The organism is Parabacteroides timonensis, assembly GCF_900128505.1.
Classification (GTDB): domain Bacteria; phylum Bacteroidota; class Bacteroidia; order Bacteroidales; family Tannerellaceae; genus Parabacteroides; species Parabacteroides timonensis.
This window is the reverse complement of record NZ_LT669939.1, coordinates 75,692-93,410: the sequence shown is the minus strand read 5'-3', so window position 1 is coordinate 93,410 and position 17,719 is coordinate 75,692. Positions and strand designations below refer to the sequence as shown.

Sequence of the window (17,719 nt, the reverse complement as noted above, 5' to 3'; positions counted from 1 at the left end):
GATTGTTAGATGGTTTCTATAATATCTTCTGGAAGAAAGTATCGGATTGATTCCTGATGTTCTGGTTCTTGCTTTAGAAAAAGGACGAGATGTACTTCTTGACCGTCTTTGATAAACGGAAGATGGGCAGCTTTCTCTGATAGAGTCCAGGCTAATCGTTGAGCATCTTCTTTGTTCGTCCATTTACATTCTCCAATGAGTATATGTTTCTTGTCGAATGATTCTGCAACAACATCCAATTCTATCATTGTCCCCTCTTTGTTGCCTTCAGGAAATATTTTTCCCCACCATTTGTAGGCGATATTATAGACAATACCGTCAATCTCGTTGCCACTTATATATTGTCGGCAAAGATGCTCCCAACAGTCACCTACATGTTGGGTAAATTGTGCGTTAATGAGGTGCATGACGGTATCGATACGCCTTAATTCCAAGATAGAACGGTGTGGAGCGATGAAACGATAATAGAACTGTAACATATTGTCATTGATGCGATAGATACCTTTTTTGCTCTTTTTCTCACTTTCGCCGAAAGGTATCTCACGTTTTATATAACCTAATTTTCGTAGTTTACTCAGAGGCTCGGATATCTGAGTTGCTTCTTTTCCCGCTCTTGATGCAATTTCAGTTATGCGGTTGACCCCATTTCCGATGATGGAAAGGATGGTGGAGGTTTGTATTGTATCCCGTAAATCGTCCCGAAGAAGTCGTTGCGGTTCTTCGGCCAATATGCCTTTGGTATCTAAAACCAATTCCCGTATGGCAGTGTCCATATCTGGATAATCTGCACGTAACTCCCAGTAACGAGGAATGCCACCCCAGATGGAATATTCTTCTACTGCGGCAATTGTGTTTACATTTAAAGCTTGGCCGATGTAGGACACAGGAATTGGAGGCAGTTTGATAATTTCATCTGCCAATCCGTATAGAGGCTCTCTTTTGTCCAATACATATCCTTGCATGAGTTGTTGCGATGATCCGCAAATAATCAGGTCATATTTGAGCGTCTTTCCATTAAGCAACTTCTGGATAACAGAAGGTAATGAAGCACAACTTTTAACCATATAAGGAAATTCGTCCAGACAAACGGATATACGTTCAGATAGCCTGTCGTTTAGTTCCAATAGTAGTGTTTCCCAATCAGGATAAACGACCTTATCAAATCGAGGTATGCTGTAGGCGATAGCTTTGGCAAACAAGGCTCGTTGGTTGGCCTCATTCGTTTGGTCACTCAGAAAATAGACATCCTTGTCTTGCATGATCTTTTTAATGAGCGTGGATTTACCGATACGTCTTCTGCCGTATATGACAAGAAACTGGGGGGATGTTCTTAAAAGAGCATTGCGCAATCTCTTCAAAGAATCCTGTCTGTCTATAAATTGCTTGAACTTCATCTATGTTAGTTTTGTTTTATAAGTGAGAAAGATTATCTTTCACAAAGATAATAAAACCTGTTCAAATGTAAAAGAGAAAATACCTGATTTTTTAATATGGTTACTTTTTATTTTATTGTACTGTAAACCAAATCAACAGTAGTGTCTATACCGGGAACGGCCTCTAACTGTTTACTCTGGTTGAACACGCTTTCACCGTCTTTCTTTACTCGCAGGGTGATGGTTGCGTTCTCTTTGGAATAGAGGATGCCTTGCACGGTAATTTGGCTGACCGGCTTTTCCGTACTGTATTTCACTTTATCGGTGAAGGTCTCATCTACGGAAAATGCGGAGGTGCCGGTGCGTTCGTTCCTGAATTTCACGCCGTCAAGATTATATATATGTACACAGCCTTTAGGTGAGGTGCCGGTTACGGCTACGGTGATGTGATACATACCGGCTTTGTCTGTTTCCGGTTGGATTTCCTCTCTATTGCATGAAGCCGCCAATAAGCAGGCTGCCACTAATAATGAATGGATTTTTCTCATGGTAGGATTCTTTTGTTGAATGTTATCGGATGATTTTTTGTTCTGTCTTATGTGTCCCGGCTGCCGGAACTGCTGACTTTTCCTTTAATTTGTCCTCTATCTTTTTAAGGATAGCGTTGACATCTTCAATGATTTTAATGTAGTTCTGCTGGATAATCTCTTCCAGGATTTCCAGTTCCATCTTTTCTTTGCCGTTGCCCAGTTTGACTGGCAAGGAGAAACGGGGTATCTCCTTCTCTTCAAAACGGCACATATCCATCTGCACGTTGAAGAATGGCGGCTTACCTCCGGCAATCTTGCCGATGAAGTGCCCGGCTGCTTGCCCGGCAATGTCCCTTGCCTTTAAGACCTTTTCTTTTTGCAGGCTTTCCGTTACGCTGCCGCTTCCACTTGTCTGGTGGGAATAGGATTCCTGTGCCTCTTTCTTCTCGCCAAGCAGGTTCTCGATGTCCTTGGCCGTCTTCTCGTTTCCGGTCATGCCGTAGGCTTGTGTCCCGCAAGAGGCTTTCAGGATGTTGGCACTCTTCTCTCCATAGTCCCTGACCGCTTGGTTGAAGTCCTGGACGGCAAGGATGGTGGCGACATTGTGTTTCCGGGCGGTACCGATGAAGGTGTCGATGCCTTGTAACAGGATGGTCGGAAATTCATCGACCATGAATACGCTGGTTGCTTTGCCGGGATTGTTCATCTGCGACATCAGTACGCTGCCGATGCAGGAAATGGCGGGAGATACGGCCTCCTTGATGGTGGGCGCATTGCCTACGCATAACAGCGTTGGGTGTTCCTTGTTGGTTATATCCAAAGAGAACTCTTCTTCGGGAAGTGGCGACAACACCCAGAAGATGTATTTGTTGTTCAGGAGTACCAGCGGAGTCTGTGCGGATGATACGGCTCCGGCTGTCTGCTGTTGTGCGCCCAACTTCCAGGCGGTCAGCATCGAGGACATGTTCAATGCGATTTCAGGATCTTCCGACAGCCAATGGAATACCAGGTTGCTGTCCGAAAGGGCAAGGGCTATCACATGGGGCAACGTACAGATGCCAAGCTCCCTCTCCTTGAAACATTTGTAGGCGATTGAATAGACGTAGTTAATGGCATTGTTGGCCCAAAAGTCTGTTTTTTCTTTCCAACTGGCTTCCAGATTTTTCATCAGCGTGATGATGATGTTACGGATGAACAGCGATTCGTTACCCTTTGACATATATTTCGGAGAGAGTACGTTTACCCTGACCGTGCGTGACATATCCACGAAATTGATATAGGCGAAACGGGGTGTCTCCACTCCTTTAGCCCGGAAGTATTCAATGCTTCCGTAGGCGATACGTGAGAGGATGGGTGACTTGTCCTTGGTGGGATCACCCTCCCAGTCGTACACGAATCCGGCATAGTTGCGCTCGGCACACTGATAGATGATTCCCTTGATCCAGCTTTCCGATTTACCGCTTCCCGGACCGCCGTCAATATAGACATTCTGCTGCGGCTTATGGATGACCAACGGACCGGAGGCGGTCTCAAAGCGGAAGTAGAAAGCTGATTCTTCCCGGCTTAACCCGAAAATGCTGTCATCGGATTGGGCATGGCGCCGGATGAAATAAGGCAGAGTCTTGATGACAAGCAGCGTGTATGCCACAAACACAGTAGGAAACACAAATAGGTTATACCACGCTGATAACCGGCTGAATCCGATAACCAGCATGGATGCCGAAACCAATGTCATACTGGTGTAAACCCATTTCTTGTTTTCGTCTTTCACCTTGCCTACCGGGAAGAGAAAAGCAAGACCGCCGATCAGGATGACGTAGAGAAACCGGAATAGGGCATCCTTTTCCATCAGCCTTTCCCACATGGCCGGATTACGTAGTGGAGCGTATAATCCCGTAACGATAGCCCACTGAAACAGTACGGCTGTCCCGATGAGCGTGGATAGCAGGATCAGGATGAATGACAGGTCTTTCTTCTCTCTTTCCATGGCCGTTGCAGTTATTGGGGTTGTCCGGTTGCCGTTCCGTCGCCGTTCTCTTTTTTCTCAGCCTTTCCCAGTAGCTCAATGCGTGAGACGGTCAGGCTGACGGATGGAATGTGGCTACCGTCATCCTTCTGGAATACATCGGCATACACATCGCCGCAGACATATACCTGTGTCCCTTTTTTCAGATACTCAAAGACCTTACTCTCGTAATTTACGAAGCAGCATACCCATAGGGTCTGTTCCTCGTTGTTCACGTTCTTGTACTTGGTGGATACATGGAAGTTGAATCCTTTCCCGTTCTTGTTCTGCCGGGCATCCGCACCGACATAACCGATAATTTGTCCTGTAAACATAATGATGGTTTTTAAAAGTTTATAATCCGAGCTGTGGCTCATCCGTATTTTTCATGGCCGGTTCCGCTTCCATGACAGGCAGCGAAATGCCGAAAGTGCCGTATAGTGTTTCAAGGTTGCTTGCCGTGGGATGGTTGGCGGCGAGGCTTTCCAATTGCCGGGATGAAGGAATAAAACCTTCATTCTTCATCTGCTCCAATACCGGACGGTTGTCTTGCAGGACGGCCAGCGTAAACCGTTCCTCCGGTGTGAGGTACTGTTCCATCCGTGAGGCGTGTTCCTGGATCATATTACTGGCTTTACCTACATCGGCAAGGATGTTATAGATGAATTTGGGATCTTCTTTCAAGGCTCCCAGCCAGTTCTTCAGATACATGGCATTCTCTTCCCGGATATAGGTGGATATTCCCAGGCTTTGCCCGACGGTAGCGGAGGTGAGTTCGGCAACCAGTTCCTCTTTGGCATATTGCTTGTCTCCGAAAATCACGCCTTTTTCCCGGTTCAGATGTTCAGGCTCCCCAGTCGAGTGCGCCATCTCATGAAGTAGTGTGGAGTAGAAATTCTCTCCGTCCTTAAACTGCCCCTTCAGTGGTACGACGATATGGTTATCTTCTCCCCTTGCATGGTAAGCACTATTTCCTTCCTTGGAATAAATGGGGCAGATCCATTGCTGTTCCCGTACCATCGCATCAATCAGAGGCACGGTGAGCATCCCTTGCTCATCCTTGATGGCCGGTATCTTGAATTGCTCCTTCAATGCTTCCCATTTTTCCGGTTTCGTTTCCTGAAGATTGGTCTGCTGTACGTTGAACACATTGTATGTCTTCAGAAACGGCGTGACCTTATATTCCTGCTGCTCGTTTTTATCCAGGTTCTTATATACGTCGAAAGGTATTTTCTTTCCGTTCTTGTCTCTTACTGAGAAATTCCAGTAAATGACCGGGAATGACTTTTCTCCTTTCAGTATGTTAAGGCCGCTGTCCTTGGCTTGCATGAAGGTCATATAGACCGGCAGGCTGTACTGCTCTTTTTCCGAAAGTAGAAACAACATGAAGGAATTTACTCCGTTGTAGGTTCTTCCCTCGATATTTTGCGGAAGTCCCCCACCATTTATCCCGAACCAAGGCTTCTGCCAGTTATCTTCCACCTGCTTTATCTTCTCGATCATCAGTTCGGCGAAACGCTGTAATGCTTTGTCACTTGCTGTATCCATGATTTATTGGTATAGATTTCTGTTCTCGTAATCAAGCAGCCATTCTTTGGCCGTTTGGTTGTTTGTCTCTTGCTGCTTGGCAGCCATCTCTTCTTGATAGGCTTGTGCAAGCTCTTCCTGTGCAAGTAGAAACTCTAAGTCACTGATTTCTCCCGCAATGTTTTTCTGTACTAATTCATCGTAATCCATAATTCCTGAATTTTTAGGTTATAAGTCATTGAAAGCCCGGTTGATGGTGCTGGCTATCGGACGGGCCATTTCCTTGCTGTTGTCGGGTTTGGGGGTGCTGGCCAGTTTGACATCTCCCAGTGTCTTTGTGCTGCCTTCCATTCCGAAAATCTTTTGTACGGCTATCAGCGTGTTGGCTTGCACACCTGTTTCACGCATTCGGGTAAGGTCTTGTTGGCTGAGCTGGTAGCCTTCTTTCTGTATCTCTTGGATGATATGAAAATTGCTGGTCTGTGCGGCATCCAACAGACGTGCCGCCTGCCTTTCATGTTCGCCCTGTTTTTCCGGCTTGGTGCCGAACAGCTGGATGACTTCATGGGTTTGCTTCTCATCCAGACCGTGTTCCTTGCCAATTCCTTTGATAAACTCTTCACTGGGTTTATATCCTTCCTCTTTGAGCTTCCCGATCTTTTCAAAGTCATGTTTGCCCACCGCTTCTCTAAACTCAGCTTCCATATTGCGTTCCACTTCGTGTTTCCGGTTCTCTGCCGTTCCCAGACTGACCGCATGGGCTTCCAGTTTAGGTGTCATCGCCTTGATCAGTTCTTGTGCCTTGCTGGATGTGATGCTCTGTATGTTCTGTATCATGACTCCTTTCTTGTCATCCGTCAGTTGGATGTCGGCGATGAAGTAGCCTTCCGGACTGTGCAGCAACTTATTCTCCAGAGCATGGCCGTTGGCGAGTAGGTATTTGTCGGCTTTGGTTAATTTGTAGCCCCCGTATTCGCCAGTCTGCCCAATGACGTCGGGGATCTTGATCTCATGGTTGGTACGCACGATGACAGAGTTCAGATCCCTATCCACTTGCAGCAGGATCTCCTTTCTGTTTACGTTCAGAGGTACGATGTCACCGGCGAGCAGTTGCTCCTTTTCTTTCTTGCCTAACTTTTTTCCCAATACTTTGTCCGGAATGACCAATGTTTCTTTGCGGTAGAAAACAGAGATACCGTCGTCATTGAAACGGAGTTTTCCGGGTTTGCCGTGTATTTCCATCAGGTCGGACATGACGCCTTTCTCCAGTTTGGTACCTTTGCCGTCGAGGATGTTTCCTTGCCTGTAGGCGTATTCGTAGAGCGATTGTCCGGTATAGCATACTTTCAGGCGATGGTCGATGACGGTAAAGCCGTCCTTGTCATGTCCTTTCAGGTTCTCCCATCGCTTGATGCTGATGCCCTCCTTCTCCAGCTCGGCGACATATTTAGGATCATTGGCACGTTCCTTGTCAAAAAGGCCGGATACGCGTTCTTTTGATTGGTCACGAAGGTTTTCATCGTACTTTGCTCCGGCTTTTTCCCTGATTTCGCTTACGCTCATGCTCAGCTCTTCCCCGTCTTTGCGGAATCGGAAATATCCGTCTCGGTATTCGGTTTGGTAGCCCAGTGATTCAGCGATGCCGCCGAACTGTCCTACGTTGTTGAACATATAGGTGTCTAATGCTTCTCTCAGTTTCATGGCTGTGGTTGGTATAGGGGGTCTGCGGAAAGAATGTATTCGTTCAGTACGGCTAGCTTGATGTGCCTTCCTCCGTTTCGTTCATAGACTTCAATCTCGAAAACCTTGTCATCGGGGATTGTGAATTTGTTGAAACCAAGAATCAGTCGGTTTTGGCTCTTGCCTTTGATTTTCGTGGCGAAATCCTTCTGATAGATAGGTTCGATGATTGTTTCTTGCTGGATGGCGTTCTTGCTTTTCTTTTGGTCATGCTGGAAACATTTGACAAACTCGATGTCGTAATCGATGTATGATTTGTTTTTAAGGTCAAAGATGAAAAACATGAAGTCCTCATGCACATACAGATTGGCCATTGACAGCTCAAACTTGTTCTCGATGACTCCCAGGCTGTAGATGTTGCGTTTCTTGGTGCGCAGCTCCCGGATATGCTTTTCCATCTCTTCGCTGTTCACATCCACATGGGCGGTATATTTGCGCTGGTCATCGAAATTGTAGGTGAATACGGAGGTGTTGCCCCGCTTGATGGTGATGTGGTAAGTGTTCATGGCCTTATCCACTACAAACAGGTTGGAGTATGCCACGGCATCTTTGGCGGTTGATACTTTCAACTGGTTGTTGTAGGTGGCCAGAGTGAAGGACACCTCGTTGCCGGGCGTTCCGTAAACGATGTCTTCCGGAAAAAAGAACTCGGCCAGATGGAGGTTGCTGACTTCTGCCTGATAGTCATGGTGCTGCCATTTTCCGTTGTCCTCGTAAATATTCAGGTGCGAATCCGTGCCGCCTTCGGGAAGGTAGCGGATGTGATAGGTGTAAACGCTCCCGTCAATGCAGACTACGGTCAGGTTGGTCTCTTCGGTGAATCCTTCCGCTTGCGCCGAGAGCTTGACGATATGGGGTGCTTCTTCTACCCGGCTGGCCATGACAAGTTCCTGCTCGCCGATAGCGATATCAGATACTTGCACAGGGAATACCAGGTGTTTCACACAGTCGAAAGAGATAAAGATGTCTTTTTGGTTGATGGCTTGTTGCCGGGGAGTGCCGTTTTCCTGAGCGAAAAGCGGCAGGCTGCACACAAGGCAGTAAAACAGTAGATAAATGTATTTCTTCATGTTGTCGATATGTTAAACGGTTCTTGAAAAAAAGGCGGTGAATACGGTAATGCCCCATAGAAGAAGCAGGGTAATGCCGAAAGAAACGGTCAGCGGACGGATTTCTTTAAAGGCTCGTCCGTTCCGGCGTGATACGTAGATCCGGTAGCCGAAAAAGACCGCTGACAGCGCAAGCAGGTAATTGAGAATGTCTATCATAATTTGTCTATCAATGTTTGAAGGGGATGATTTTTCTTGTTCGTTTTCTCTTGTTCCATTTGCTCATAGAGCTTTTGTAACTCCGCTTGCACGGCTTGCCTGCGCAACTTCGATTCCTGACTCTCTTCCTGAATATACATTTCGTAGTTGGACTTGAGATGTACCTTCACTTGTGAGAGGCTCATGTTTAGGATTTGCTTGGCTATCTGGGTGGTGGCGTTGACCACGCTGGTCACCTCGCTGGCCATCGTGCCGATGGAAGAGAGCGGCATGTCGATATTCTGTACGAGTCCTTGTTCCATGCGTTTGGCGGCATTGGCTTTCAGGTTGTTTGGAAGATTCAGCCCTTCCATGGCATCATTGTCGAAGACAACTACCGATACGGGATTGAGGCTGTCTCCCACCTTCAGGTTGCTGACCACCACATCGAGGCGGTTGGCTCCCAAAGTGGCGACACCGTAAAACAGCGTGTTGGCCGGTACCTTCATGCCGGATAGGGTTACGTCCTGAAGCAACCGCATCCGTACCGTACTGCCTGTGACTACGGTCTGGTCGCCGTGGATACAAGCCCTGAAGAGGTTGCTGTTTCCCGGTGTGGAGGTTGGTTGGCGGCGTACCCGCTTGCCGTTTTCGGTACGGTAGATCAGTCCTTTTTGCATCAGGCTGTCGGTGGATGGATGGCCGGAAGGGTTGGAAGCAGCTTTCTCCGTTTTTCCCTCTTGGTCATAATTGACAATCCGTTCATACATGCGCTTGCGGTATTTGTCGGATTCTTCCAACTCTTTGCGGATGCGTGAGTTCTTCTTGGCTTCCCGGATAATCTCGTTGAGCGCCTGCTCGTCCTCCAGTCCGTCCAGTTGGCTTTCCAGCTGATGAGAGAAGCGTCCGTTCCGGCCACCTCCGTATTCTGCTATGACTTCGCTGTACGGATCGTTCTGCATACGGCGGATGCGCTCCAGTGTGGCACGGTCATACCGTTCCTGCTGGTTTTGCAGCTCGAAGTAAAAATCAGATCCTTTGACCTGAGACTCTTTCAGGATGCGTGCCTTCTCCTGCTCTTCCAGTTTGTCCTGCTTATAGGCTTCCATCTTGTCGTTCACCTTGTCGGCCATTTCCGACTGTGGTTCCAGAAAGGCTTGCGAGGCGACCTGTTTGTCACTCCCTGACGTCACGTTCCCGTTCTCACGGATGAAGAATACATAAAGGAAGAGGATGCCTAGGATTACCGGGATGGCCATCAACAGCTTGTTCTTGTCTTTGATAAGTTTATTCGGCTCCATGGTCGGTTGGTTTAGAGGTTTCTGACTGGTTTTCATTCTTGCCCGGAGAAGCTGCCTGCGATGTGTTGGCACCGTTGTTTTTCATGGGTTCGGAATAGTGGACAATCCAATCTTCTATCTTGGCTCCGTGCGCATTTTCTTCGCTGCGGGACAGCATATCATAGATGGTGAATTCCGCTTCGATATTACGTGAGATGCTTCCCCGTGCCCGGTATCCGGTCTGCGTGAAGATTATCTTTCCGGAAACGGGTATCGTTTGGGTGTTAATCTCTACATCCTTGATGCATACCCCGTAACGGATATTCTTTTGTATGAGTGAGTTCAGCATATTCACATCGTTGTACTCGTTCAACAGCTCCTTCCCCTTGTTGCCTATGAGGTTGAGCGCAAGCGAAATGTTCTTCTCGTAGCTGCTCTCGTCAAAGGCATACCAGTGGGTTACGAAGGTCTTTACATGGTTCATGTATTCGTATTGCCGCATATCGCTGGCAGACAGGCTGCTTGCCTCATAGACTTCTCCCTGCCTGTCGATGACGAGAGCCTGGCCGTATGCTTTTTCTATTTTGTTGATAAGGAAGATGATACTGCTGGCAAAAGCGATAGTCAGGATGATGCAGTACCCGGCTGAAAGCCGGATAGTCAGCTTGACCGCATCATCTGTTCCTTTGAATTTCATCAGATTCATGGTTCTATTTTTTATTGTTGTCGTTTATGAAACTTGCCCCGATAGAGGCGGCACCGCCTACGTTGGTCAGCTTGCCGCCTGCCGCTGCGCCTCCCATCAGGGCGATGGTGGCCGCCGTGGTGACGATAGATACGGCTTTCGAGATGATTTTTCCGGCGTCACTGTGCCCTACTATTTTGGAGGATAGCCAGAAGCAGCTGCAATAAGAACCGATTAAGGCGAGATCCATGCCAAGATATTGTATCTGCCAGGTGGCTGCGTCCACGATGTCCGCACTCTCTGTATAGATGGCCTTGAAGGTCTGCCACATGATTTGGTTCAGGATATTGATGACGGTGAATACCATGCAGGCGGAGCAGAGCGTACCGAACCAGATATTCAGCTGCTTCTGAAAGACCGGCAGCATACTCACGGCAAATACGAACGGGCCGAGAATGACCAGTAGCTTGACAATGACCACGCCGATACCTAAGATGACTACTTGTATGATTCCTACCAGTAGGGCGGAAATACCATGAAGCACAAGGGTAGCAAGGTTGGCGGGATTGAGCAGCTGCGCGATCTTCTCCACGCTGGAGCGTACACCGGTCATTTCGTCCTCTTCCATCTTTTTATCCAGTTCGTGCTGCATGGCGCCGGTGTTGTCTTCTTCGGCTGCAACCTCCGACTGGAGGCTGTGTTTGTCGTATTCGGCAATCATCTCTCCTTGTTCGGTGGCTGATTGTGCCATGAACTGGGCAAATTCCTGCGCACGCTCAGAGGTCAGCGAGGTGGCTTCGTTGATTACTTCCATCGTGCCTACGATGGTTTGGGCGATGGGGGTGTACATGCTCAGGCAGAAGAACAGTACCAGGCAACGGGCGATTTCCATCATGTCGGGAAATTTGTCCTCATTCGGGCTTAACAGCTGGCTGGCTCCGTGATAGAGATAGTTGTATGCCAGGTTACAGATAAAGCAGATGACACCAACACCGAAGGCGATGACCGTCATTTGCGAAACGAGTTCCATGGTCAGGCCGTCCGTGATCTGGAGTCCCCAGAGAAAATTGTCTTGATTCATAGCGCTTTAATTGGTGTGTCGTGTGAAAGCGGCCAGCCGTCCCTGATAGTAGGTCTTCCGGTTATGCCCTTTCATGGATTTGTAAATGACCGTGGAACGCACGGATTCGTTAAACTCTCGCATTTCTTCAGCTGCCTTCTCTACCGATTCCTTCACTTGCTCGATGAATGACATGCGTCCTTCCGAGTTCATCGAGAAATAACTGGTCACGGTGGCTACCTTGAACAGCAAATCGGTACTCAGGCTCAGATTGACGGTTACACGCTGAAAATTAAGAAATTTCAAACAGTGGTAATTTGAACCTACATTCAGGTAAAAACTGTAGTCGCTGCTCAGGCAGGCTACATCGTCAAGTAAATCGGCCAGTTCTTTCAGTGACTTGAGTTCCTTCAGCTGGTCGATTTTTTGCAGGCCAAGCCTCAGTTCCTGAGCGTCTATCATTTCATTGATTTGTGCGACCCATTTCTTGACATTGGTGATCCATTCCGTTGAGTTCAGCAGGGTGTGTCCGGGATCATGCACGACAAACTGGGCATGAACGCTGCCGGTTCCCATCAGCCCCATCGAGACGGCAAGTCCGAGTATGAGAATGATTCTTTTCATGACGGTTATTTGTTGATGATGAATAATAGGGTGAATATGACACATACCAGCCAGGCTATCAGATAGCTTTTGGCATTTTCCTTTTTCGTGGCGAGTGCCCATACCACGAAAATGAGCGCAACGCCCAAAAGTGAGGCGGCAATGCTTCCGGCAAGATTGTATGCGCTGCCGTTGAAGTCGGTTGACCAGCTTAGAAGGGCGGTCAGCCCTTGGGTGGCGTCATCCATACTTTTTCCTCCTTTCCTCCAGATAGCGGTTGATGGCCGTATAGGTCGAGCCACTTTCGTTGAACAACTGCTTCAGCCGTACTACCGTCGCCTGGCGCGAATCGAAGGCTACGGCGGCGAAGTCGGACACCTCGTTGCGGAAGATGAAGGCATCGTTCGACATCTTAATGAAAAACTCTCTCCAGCGTTCCGTGCGTTGCAACGACTCGATCATATAGGCCTCTTCGTCCGTGATGGAAAGCACGGCTTTCACTTCCGGCAGGTTCTGCCGGTGTTCCGAATGGTCGAGGATAATCTTGGTCGCACAGTTGATGATGATGGAGTCCTTGATACTGGACGGCATGTTTTTCAAAAACAGGATGTTCTGTGCGGCCAGCGTGATGCTTCCTTCCTTTTTACGGAAGGTACGGTACAGGTAGGCGATGAAGTCTCCGAATTTCTCGTCTTGCAGGAAGTCGAGCGCTTCGTCGATGATCAGTTCTTTGGCAAATCCCTGGCGTTTCTTGATTTTATCCACGATCATTTGCAGGGTGATGATGGCAACGAGTGGAAAGTACTCTTTCTTAGAGGCATCTTCCATATCGAAGGCTATCAGCCGGTCATGTACGATATCCACGTTCTCGGTGGCGTTCAGCAGGAATGACAGCTCTCCGTCCGTATAGGGTTCCAGCAAAAGTAGCAGTTCCTCTATCTCGAATTTCTGTTTCTCAAACTCGGTCATCCGTTTGCTGAACACTTCCTTCAGATAAGCCCGGTAAGTTATCAGCGTCGGGAAGATACGCTCATGCTTCTCTCCTATTGAAGAGTTGTTCACATAGTCGTAAAATCCGATGACGGATTTCCTGAGAATGGCGCTCTCGGCTGGCAGCATGGGTTCACGTACCTTCCAAATGTAGCTGATAATGGCGACGATGGTCTTTATCTGGTCATCGGCAGACTCGGCATCCGTGGTGTCGATGTACAGGTATTTGCCGTTCTTGTCACGGTCACACAAGAAGGGGTTGAACGCAAATTTCTTCTGCTCGGTAGAGTCGAAGTATTTGCCCCGGTTCAAGGCTATCATCGAGCGGTAAGAGCCGCCGATGTCGATGATCATCACATCCCGGCCCAGCTCATAGCTTTGCAGGATGTAATTGTTCAGCCAGAAAGATTTACCGGAACCGGAGGGGCCGATAACGATGCGGTTCTTGTTGTTCAGCGCCGGATAATCCCAGAGGTTTATCTTGGCTGGAGTACCGAAACGGTCATGGTAGATATGTCCTTTCTCGTCCGAAAGGTACATCCCCTCTTTTTGCAAATAACAGATGGCCTGCTTGGTCGTGTTGACGAAGCCCCGGTAATTGGCCCTTGCATTGCCGGGTATGTTGCAGAAGAACAGGTTGCACAGCTCGGCGTTCTCCACATAGCACGAACTTTGGTTCATAAAGCTGAATCCTTGCTGTACCAGTGCGGTTTTCCGCATGAGCGAGGTACGGTCTGTATCGTTCAGCACGACATTGAAGGCGGTATAGGCGGTCTGGTAGTCGAACTGGGTAATCTCATCACAGAAGGCTGCCTGCTCGCGTTGCTTCTCCGCTGCGGGCGGATAAAAGTTGGTGATGTAGTTCAGCGCGTCTTTCTCCGCACCGATGGCCGTTACGGTGGCATCGGGATCGGTTATCTCTATCACGATGTTTACGATGTGGTTGAACGGCAGGCCAAGTCCTACGGGGTACAGCATCGAGCATTTGCTCCGTATGCTGTCCGGTATCTCTATGTTTCCCCCGTATGCCTTCGACTTACCGGTGTGCGGCACGGCCAGTTCTTGAAGATGCTCGCCTTCATTGGTCAGCGAAAGGATGGAAACGTGCTGTTGCCCTACTTTCATGCTTCCGCTTTCACTGACGGCCATAGGGTTGACGCTCTTCTGCGTGGCATCGTTTTCCGGTGTCTCGTAAGAGAGGTTGATGTAGTCGTAGATGGCGTTGTTCAGTTCCGTATCATCCATCTTGCGTATCTCAAATTGCTGGATGGATGACAAGCCGTTCTCAAAGTTCATCAGAAAGGCTTCCATTTCTGTCAGCCGTTGCTGATATTCTTTATAAGGTTGCTTGAATGGGTAGTGCAGCTTTCGCATGAGCGAGGTGCCCGATGCGCTTTTGCGTATCTTACCGTTTCGGCTGCTGTTCGTGAACGTCACATACAGGTTGGTGTAGCTGTTCAGTATCTCCTTGCCGTTGAAATGACGGTTGTTCTCCGCTATCAGGGCATTGGAAGAGTATTCTGCATGATGGTATCGCCCCGTATAGTAGAAATTCTGCTGATGGATGACCGTGCCTGCCGGAAGCATCTTCAAAAGAGCCTCCAACCGCTCGTGGATGTATTGCGCCTCGCTTTCCGACAAGGTGAACACTTCGGGCAGAAGCAGCCGGTAGCCGACGGTGATGTCACCGTTCCCGTTGATGACAGCGTTCTCCGTGATGGTCTGGATAGGCAAGACACTTTCCAGATCCACGGATTTGTCCTTCACCTCTATCTCTGTCTGCCGGATATACAGCAGAGCAATCAGCAGGCACAGCGCACAGATTAGCAGTGATATGAGTATGATGATTCCTATCATGGTTGCCGTTTTAGGATGAATTTGAAAATCTGCCGTTTGTCCGTTATCTGCCGGGGGGTGGCGTTCTTGATCCGGAGGCCGGTCAGGTAGTCCGGGTTGCCGGCCTTGTGTTCCTTTTTCAAGGTTTGGAACAGCAGACCGGATAGAAACAGAATGGCGGAAATGATTCCGATGATGAGTATCGGGTGCAGCTGCTTGAATATGCTCACGATGATGATGATGGCCGTCAGCAGCATGAAGATGGCGAACTGTCCCGATGACAGACCGAAGAACTTGATCGGCTTGTTAATTTTACGCATGGTTCTCATGGCTCTTCGTTTTTAGATAATCAGGAAGGCCACCATGATGACTACCACGGCGATGATCCAGCCGAGCAGGTATTCCTTGGCATGGGGATTGTTCGTGGCAAGCGAATAGATGACAAAGACCAGGGCGATGCCGAGTACCGCCGCCAAAATGTATTTGGCTACGTCCAGAATGGTGTCCGCACCCTCTTTGGCTTTGTCTGTCACTTCGGATAGGCTGTTGATCTTCAGGCCGCTTTGTGCCTCCGCCACTTGTGCCGTTCCCAATAGCGTGAAGAATATGAGAAAGGTAAAGATAACCTTTCCGTAGCGGTTAATGACTTGGTTCACTTTTTCTCTTACATTTTCGATTACTTTCATTTTGTTCCTATTTTTTAATTAAACATGAATCGTTTTCAGTCTCTCCCATTGCACATCCTTATACTTGATGGATATGGGCTCTTCTTTCGGCTGTTCCGGCAGGGGTTTGCCTGAGTAGTAGTAGGCTCTTCCATGCAGGTACATATCGGCTATCTCGACAGCCAATTCCTCTTCTTCCAGCTCAGGCTGAAATACCACGCAGATGACTGGACAGGCTCTCTCCTGCCCTTCCTTGCGCACCGCCTCCCTTGCCGGATTCTCTTTCTCATTTCTGGAAGAAAGGGCTTTCTTCTTTTTCCGGAAGTAAAAGTGAAACGTGATACAGGCGAGTATGGCAAGCAGTATCAAATCTACCACGTTCATAAGAGTTGCCAGATAATGAGCCAAGTGACCAATGCCGTGATATAGGTGATGATGGCCTCTTTGGTGCGCTCGTGGTTGCTTATCAGTTTTTTAAGTACCGCTAGTCCGGCACATAGAAAGCCTACCCCTATCAGCATGGTTCCTATTTCACGGTATAAGGAGATCAGGCCGGATACATTTGTATCGGCTAATAATATGATAATAAGCATGGTGATGTGATTTGTCGGTTAGTAGAGCAGTATCTTTATTCCTACGTTCCAGACAGTGTTCCACTTGTCAATGGATAGGGGATTCCAATGTTGTTGTATGCGGGCAAGCAATGCCGTTCGGGGCAGGATGAATACTTCCAGTTCCGTTTCCAGTTTCGATCCGATGATGAAGCTGTATTCCTTATCGGGGTGGCGGACGTATTCTGTACCGATGAATCCTCCCAGGCCGATGCCCCAGTAAACGGATTTCAGGTTGCTGGCCAGGGTTCTGTAATAACCGCCGTCCACATAAAAGTCCTTACCCTTGTCATGTATCGTTTCTCGAATCGTTTCTTCTGGGTTCAAGGTAGAGACTTGCGGTAGGTTGGGTGTGTATTCGTAAGGCTTCTCAAAATAGCTAAGCCCGGCTTTCCAATAGCTTGTCCGGTTGATGTATCTGGAAAAGGACAGGTTGTAATAGTTGCCTGCATCGCCGAACAGGTTAGTGCCGTAGTTCAGTTCAAGTGCCGGGATGTTCTCATAATGGCGTTGCGCAAAAGCGCTTACGGTGCATAACAGCAAGCTAAGGCTGATAGCGGTCAGTCTGATGTGTTCCATGGGAATTACTCTTTAGGTTATGTTATATATTTTTCTATTTGTCTCATACGGTGTTTCTAATTTACGCGGATTCCTGTCGGCAGAACCGAATCAAGGTGCTTATCGCGTTGTTTTCGCTCCAAACATATAGATTATATACGGGAGGACAAATTTTATGAAAGGCTTTTAAAGGGCCTTCCGTGTTTATTTAATGTGCATTAAAAAATACATGTGCCGTAAACCGGCAGGTGTGGAATAATTCTACAGAAAAAAGCCGGATAGGATTAGTTGTGTAAAACTGTCCTGTCCGGCTTATAGAGTTTGGTTTATATGCGCTTTCGAATGTTGCTCAATGCTTGGGGTGTGATGCCGATATAACTGGCTATGTCTTTCAATGGGATTGACCGCAACAGCCATTTTTCATTGGTCAAAAGCGATTTATAACGCTCTTCGGCATCCTGTGTGTGAAAGTCCTCTTCCCGCTTGATTTTACGGTTGATAGACTTTTCTAGGTGTATCCTGGCCAATTTGTTGAAATTGATGGATAACTCATATAGCTGATGAAGGTCTTTTTTAGGTAATCTCCAGACCTTGCATGGCTCCAATGCCTTGACATTGTAGTGGGCATGGTGTTCTTCATGTGAAAGGAAAAAATTGATAAACTCTTTGGCTTGGATAAACCGTGCTGAAATCTCTCTCTTTTCTTTATCCGGAAACCATAACCGGACAATGCCGGATTCCAGATAATAGAGGTAACATACTTCCTCGCCCCTAGTGACGAGGTGTTCTCCCTTTTTGATGTGGATGAGTTCGAAATGTGCATCAAGATACGCCCTTTCTTCATCTGTCATCCGCACGTGATGGTGGGCGTTCATGGCCGCCAGTGTCTCATCAATCAGGGAGGCAATTTGTTGAACCATTAGATTTGTTTTATGTTATATAAAGGGTACGGAAGCGTACCCTCTAACATGGACGTGGCGTTCCAACAACAAAGGCACGCCCCGTACCA

Annotated in this window: 21 protein-coding genes; all 21 read right to left on the bottom strand. The window is 48.0% G+C overall.

The window, feature by feature from the left end; genetic code table 11:
* Nucleotides 1-5: 5 nt before the first annotated feature.
* Nucleotides 6-1,394, bottom strand: coding sequence for an ATP-binding protein (locus tag BQ7394_RS00740; RefSeq protein WP_075555617.1), 1,389 nt, complete (start codon nt 1,392-1,394; stop codon nt 6-8).
* A 107-nt stretch (nt 1,395-1,501) separates the two neighbouring features.
* Complete coding sequence (locus tag BQ7394_RS00735) at nt 1,502-1,921, bottom strand: hypothetical protein (protein WP_075555616.1); 420 nt, start codon at nt 1,919-1,921, stop codon at nt 1,502-1,504.
* A 22-nt stretch (nt 1,922-1,943) separates the two neighbouring features.
* Entirely contained in the window at nt 1,944-3,890 is a 1,947-nt protein-coding gene (locus BQ7394_RS00730) for a type IV secretory system conjugative DNA transfer family protein (protein ID WP_075555615.1), read from the bottom strand.
* 11 nt (nt 3,891-3,901) lie between these two features.
* Nucleotides 3,902-4,285 carry a single-stranded DNA-binding protein gene (locus BQ7394_RS00725; protein WP_008771429.1) on the bottom strand — a complete coding sequence of 128 codons (384 nt, stop codon included), beginning with the start codon at nt 4,283-4,285 and terminating at the stop codon, nt 3,902-3,904.
* A complete protein-coding gene (locus tag BQ7394_RS00720) occupies nt 4,263-5,456 on the bottom strand; it encodes an ArdC family protein (RefSeq protein ID WP_075555614.1) in 1,194 nt (397 codons plus the stop codon). Before BQ7394_RS00720 ends, BQ7394_RS00725 begins: the two co-directional genes overlap by 23 nt.
* A gap of 3 nt (nt 5,457-5,459) precedes the next feature.
* Entirely contained in the window at nt 5,460-5,645 is a 186-nt protein-coding gene (locus tag BQ7394_RS00715) for a hypothetical protein (protein ID WP_075555613.1), read from the bottom strand.
* Between the two features lie 18 nt (nt 5,646-5,663).
* Complete coding sequence (locus BQ7394_RS00710; RefSeq protein ID WP_075555612.1) at nt 5,664-7,136, bottom strand: DUF3945 domain-containing protein; 1,473 nt, start codon at nt 7,134-7,136, stop codon at nt 5,664-5,666.
* On the bottom strand, nt 7,133-8,245 hold the full coding sequence (locus BQ7394_RS00705; RefSeq protein ID WP_075555611.1) for a DUF4138 domain-containing protein: 1,113 nt from the start codon (nt 8,243-8,245) through the stop codon (nt 7,133-7,135). Before BQ7394_RS00705 ends, BQ7394_RS00710 begins: the two co-directional genes overlap by 4 nt.
* Nucleotides 8,246-8,257: 12 nt before the next feature.
* The gene (locus BQ7394_RS00700) at nt 8,258-8,443 is read right to left on the bottom strand and encodes a hypothetical protein (RefSeq protein ID WP_007564699.1); all 186 of its coding nucleotides are present in this window, start codon (nt 8,441-8,443) and stop codon (nt 8,258-8,260) included.
* Complete coding sequence (gene traM / locus BQ7394_RS00695) at nt 8,440-9,723, bottom strand: conjugative transposon protein TraM (RefSeq protein WP_075555610.1); 1,284 nt, start codon at nt 9,721-9,723, stop codon at nt 8,440-8,442. The genes BQ7394_RS00700 and traM overlap by 4 nt, the downstream gene beginning before the upstream one ends.
* A complete protein-coding gene (locus tag BQ7394_RS00690) occupies nt 9,710-10,408 on the bottom strand; it encodes a hypothetical protein (RefSeq protein ID WP_075555609.1) in 699 nt (232 codons plus the stop codon). Before BQ7394_RS00690 ends, traM begins: the two co-directional genes overlap by 14 nt.
* Nucleotides 10,409-10,412: 4 nt before the next feature.
* A complete protein-coding gene (locus tag BQ7394_RS00685) occupies nt 10,413-11,468 on the bottom strand; it encodes a TraJ family protein (protein WP_075555608.1) in 1,056 nt (351 codons plus the stop codon).
* A gap of 6 nt (nt 11,469-11,474) precedes the next feature.
* Nucleotides 11,475-12,071 carry a TrbJ/VirB5 family protein gene (locus BQ7394_RS00680; RefSeq protein ID WP_075555607.1) on the bottom strand — a complete coding sequence of 199 codons (597 nt, stop codon included), beginning with the start codon at nt 12,069-12,071 and terminating at the stop codon, nt 11,475-11,477.
* 5 nt (nt 12,072-12,076) lie between these two features.
* Nucleotides 12,077-12,298: a hypothetical protein gene (locus BQ7394_RS00675; protein ID WP_075555606.1), complete on the bottom strand. Its 222-nt coding sequence runs from the start codon at nt 12,296-12,298 to the stop codon at nt 12,077-12,079.
* Complete coding sequence (locus BQ7394_RS00670) at nt 12,291-14,897, bottom strand: TraG family conjugative transposon ATPase (RefSeq protein ID WP_075555605.1); 2,607 nt, start codon at nt 14,895-14,897, stop codon at nt 12,291-12,293. Before BQ7394_RS00670 ends, BQ7394_RS00675 begins: the two co-directional genes overlap by 8 nt.
* Nucleotides 14,894-15,205 carry a hypothetical protein gene (locus BQ7394_RS00665; protein ID WP_075555604.1) on the bottom strand — a complete coding sequence of 104 codons (312 nt, stop codon included), beginning with the start codon at nt 15,203-15,205 and terminating at the stop codon, nt 14,894-14,896. The genes BQ7394_RS00670 and BQ7394_RS00665 overlap by 4 nt, the downstream gene beginning before the upstream one ends.
* Nucleotides 15,206-15,217: 12 nt before the next feature.
* Nucleotides 15,218-15,562, bottom strand: coding sequence for a hypothetical protein (locus tag BQ7394_RS00660; protein WP_075555603.1), 345 nt, complete (start codon nt 15,560-15,562; stop codon nt 15,218-15,220).
* Between the two features lie 18 nt (nt 15,563-15,580).
* Nucleotides 15,581-15,925: a hypothetical protein gene (locus BQ7394_RS00655; protein ID WP_075555642.1), complete on the bottom strand. Its 345-nt coding sequence runs from the start codon at nt 15,923-15,925 to the stop codon at nt 15,581-15,583.
* Complete coding sequence (locus BQ7394_RS00650) at nt 15,922-16,134, bottom strand: hypothetical protein (RefSeq protein ID WP_075555602.1); 213 nt, start codon at nt 16,132-16,134, stop codon at nt 15,922-15,924. Before BQ7394_RS00650 ends, BQ7394_RS00655 begins: the two co-directional genes overlap by 4 nt.
* An 18-nt stretch (nt 16,135-16,152) precedes the next feature.
* Nucleotides 16,153-16,731: a conjugal transfer protein TraO gene (locus BQ7394_RS00645; RefSeq protein ID WP_075555601.1), complete on the bottom strand. Its 579-nt coding sequence runs from the start codon at nt 16,729-16,731 to the stop codon at nt 16,153-16,155.
* A gap of 305 nt (nt 16,732-17,036) precedes the next feature.
* Entirely contained in the window at nt 17,037-17,630 is a 594-nt protein-coding gene (locus BQ7394_RS00640; RefSeq protein WP_075555600.1) for a Crp/Fnr family transcriptional regulator, read from the bottom strand.
* Nucleotides 17,631-17,719 lie beyond the last annotated feature (89 nt).

Excerpts from the sequence above, each read along its gene's own strand:
- BQ7394_RS00705 (WP_075555611.1), bottom strand. The coding sequence starts at position 8,245 with ATGAAGAAATACATTTATCTACTGTTTTACTGCCTTGTGTGCAGCCTG.
- BQ7394_RS00710 (WP_075555612.1), bottom strand. The coding sequence starts at position 7,136 with ATGAAACTGAGAGAAGCATTAGACACCTATATGTTCAACAACGTAGGA.
- BQ7394_RS00725 (WP_008771429.1), bottom strand. The coding sequence starts at position 4,285 with ATGAGCCACAGCTCGGATTATAAACTTTTAAAAACCATCATTATGTTT.
- BQ7394_RS00700 (WP_007564699.1), bottom strand. The coding sequence starts at position 8,443 with ATGATAGACATTCTCAATTACCTGCTTGCGCTGTCAGCGGTCTTTTTC.
- BQ7394_RS00730 (WP_075555615.1), bottom strand. The coding sequence starts at position 3,890 with ATGGAAAGAGAGAAGAAAGACCTGTCATTCATCCTGATCCTGCTATCC.
- traM (WP_075555610.1), bottom strand. The coding sequence starts at position 9,723 with ATGGAGCCGAATAAACTTATCAAAGACAAGAACAAGCTGTTGATGGCC.
- BQ7394_RS00715 (WP_075555613.1), bottom strand. The coding sequence starts at position 5,645 with ATGGATTACGATGAATTAGTACAGAAAAACATTGCGGGAGAAATCAGT.
- BQ7394_RS00680 (WP_075555607.1), bottom strand. The coding sequence starts at position 12,071 with ATGAAAAGAATCATTCTCATACTCGGACTTGCCGTCTCGATGGGGCTG.
- BQ7394_RS00675 (WP_075555606.1), bottom strand. The coding sequence starts at position 12,298 with ATGGATGACGCCACCCAAGGGCTGACCGCCCTTCTAAGCTGGTCAACC.
- BQ7394_RS00735 (WP_075555616.1), bottom strand. The coding sequence starts at position 1,921 with ATGAGAAAAATCCATTCATTATTAGTGGCAGCCTGCTTATTGGCGGCT.
- BQ7394_RS00740 (WP_075555617.1), bottom strand. The coding sequence starts at position 1,394 with ATGAAGTTCAAGCAATTTATAGACAGACAGGATTCTTTGAAGAGATTG.
- BQ7394_RS00645 (WP_075555601.1), bottom strand. The coding sequence starts at position 16,731 with ATGGAACACATCAGACTGACCGCTATCAGCCTTAGCTTGCTGTTATGC.
- BQ7394_RS00690 (WP_075555609.1), bottom strand. The coding sequence starts at position 10,408 with ATGAATCTGATGAAATTCAAAGGAACAGATGATGCGGTCAAGCTGACT.
- BQ7394_RS00665 (WP_075555604.1), bottom strand. The coding sequence starts at position 15,205 with ATGAGAACCATGCGTAAAATTAACAAGCCGATCAAGTTCTTCGGTCTG.
- BQ7394_RS00720 (WP_075555614.1), bottom strand. The coding sequence starts at position 5,456 with ATGGATACAGCAAGTGACAAAGCATTACAGCGTTTCGCCGAACTGATG.
- BQ7394_RS00655 (WP_075555642.1), bottom strand. The coding sequence starts at position 15,925 with ATGAACGTGGTAGATTTGATACTGCTTGCCATACTCGCCTGTATCACG.
- BQ7394_RS00660 (WP_075555603.1), bottom strand. The coding sequence starts at position 15,562 with ATGAAAGTAATCGAAAATGTAAGAGAAAAAGTGAACCAAGTCATTAAC.
- BQ7394_RS00650 (WP_075555602.1), bottom strand. The coding sequence starts at position 16,134 with ATGCTTATTATCATATTATTAGCCGATACAAATGTATCCGGCCTGATC.
- BQ7394_RS00670 (WP_075555605.1), bottom strand. The coding sequence starts at position 14,897 with ATGATAGGAATCATCATACTCATATCACTGCTAATCTGTGCGCTGTGC.
- BQ7394_RS00685 (WP_075555608.1), bottom strand. The coding sequence starts at position 11,468 with ATGAATCAAGACAATTTTCTCTGGGGACTCCAGATCACGGACGGCCTG.
- BQ7394_RS00640 (WP_075555600.1), bottom strand. The coding sequence starts at position 17,630 with ATGGTTCAACAAATTGCCTCCCTGATTGATGAGACACTGGCGGCCATG.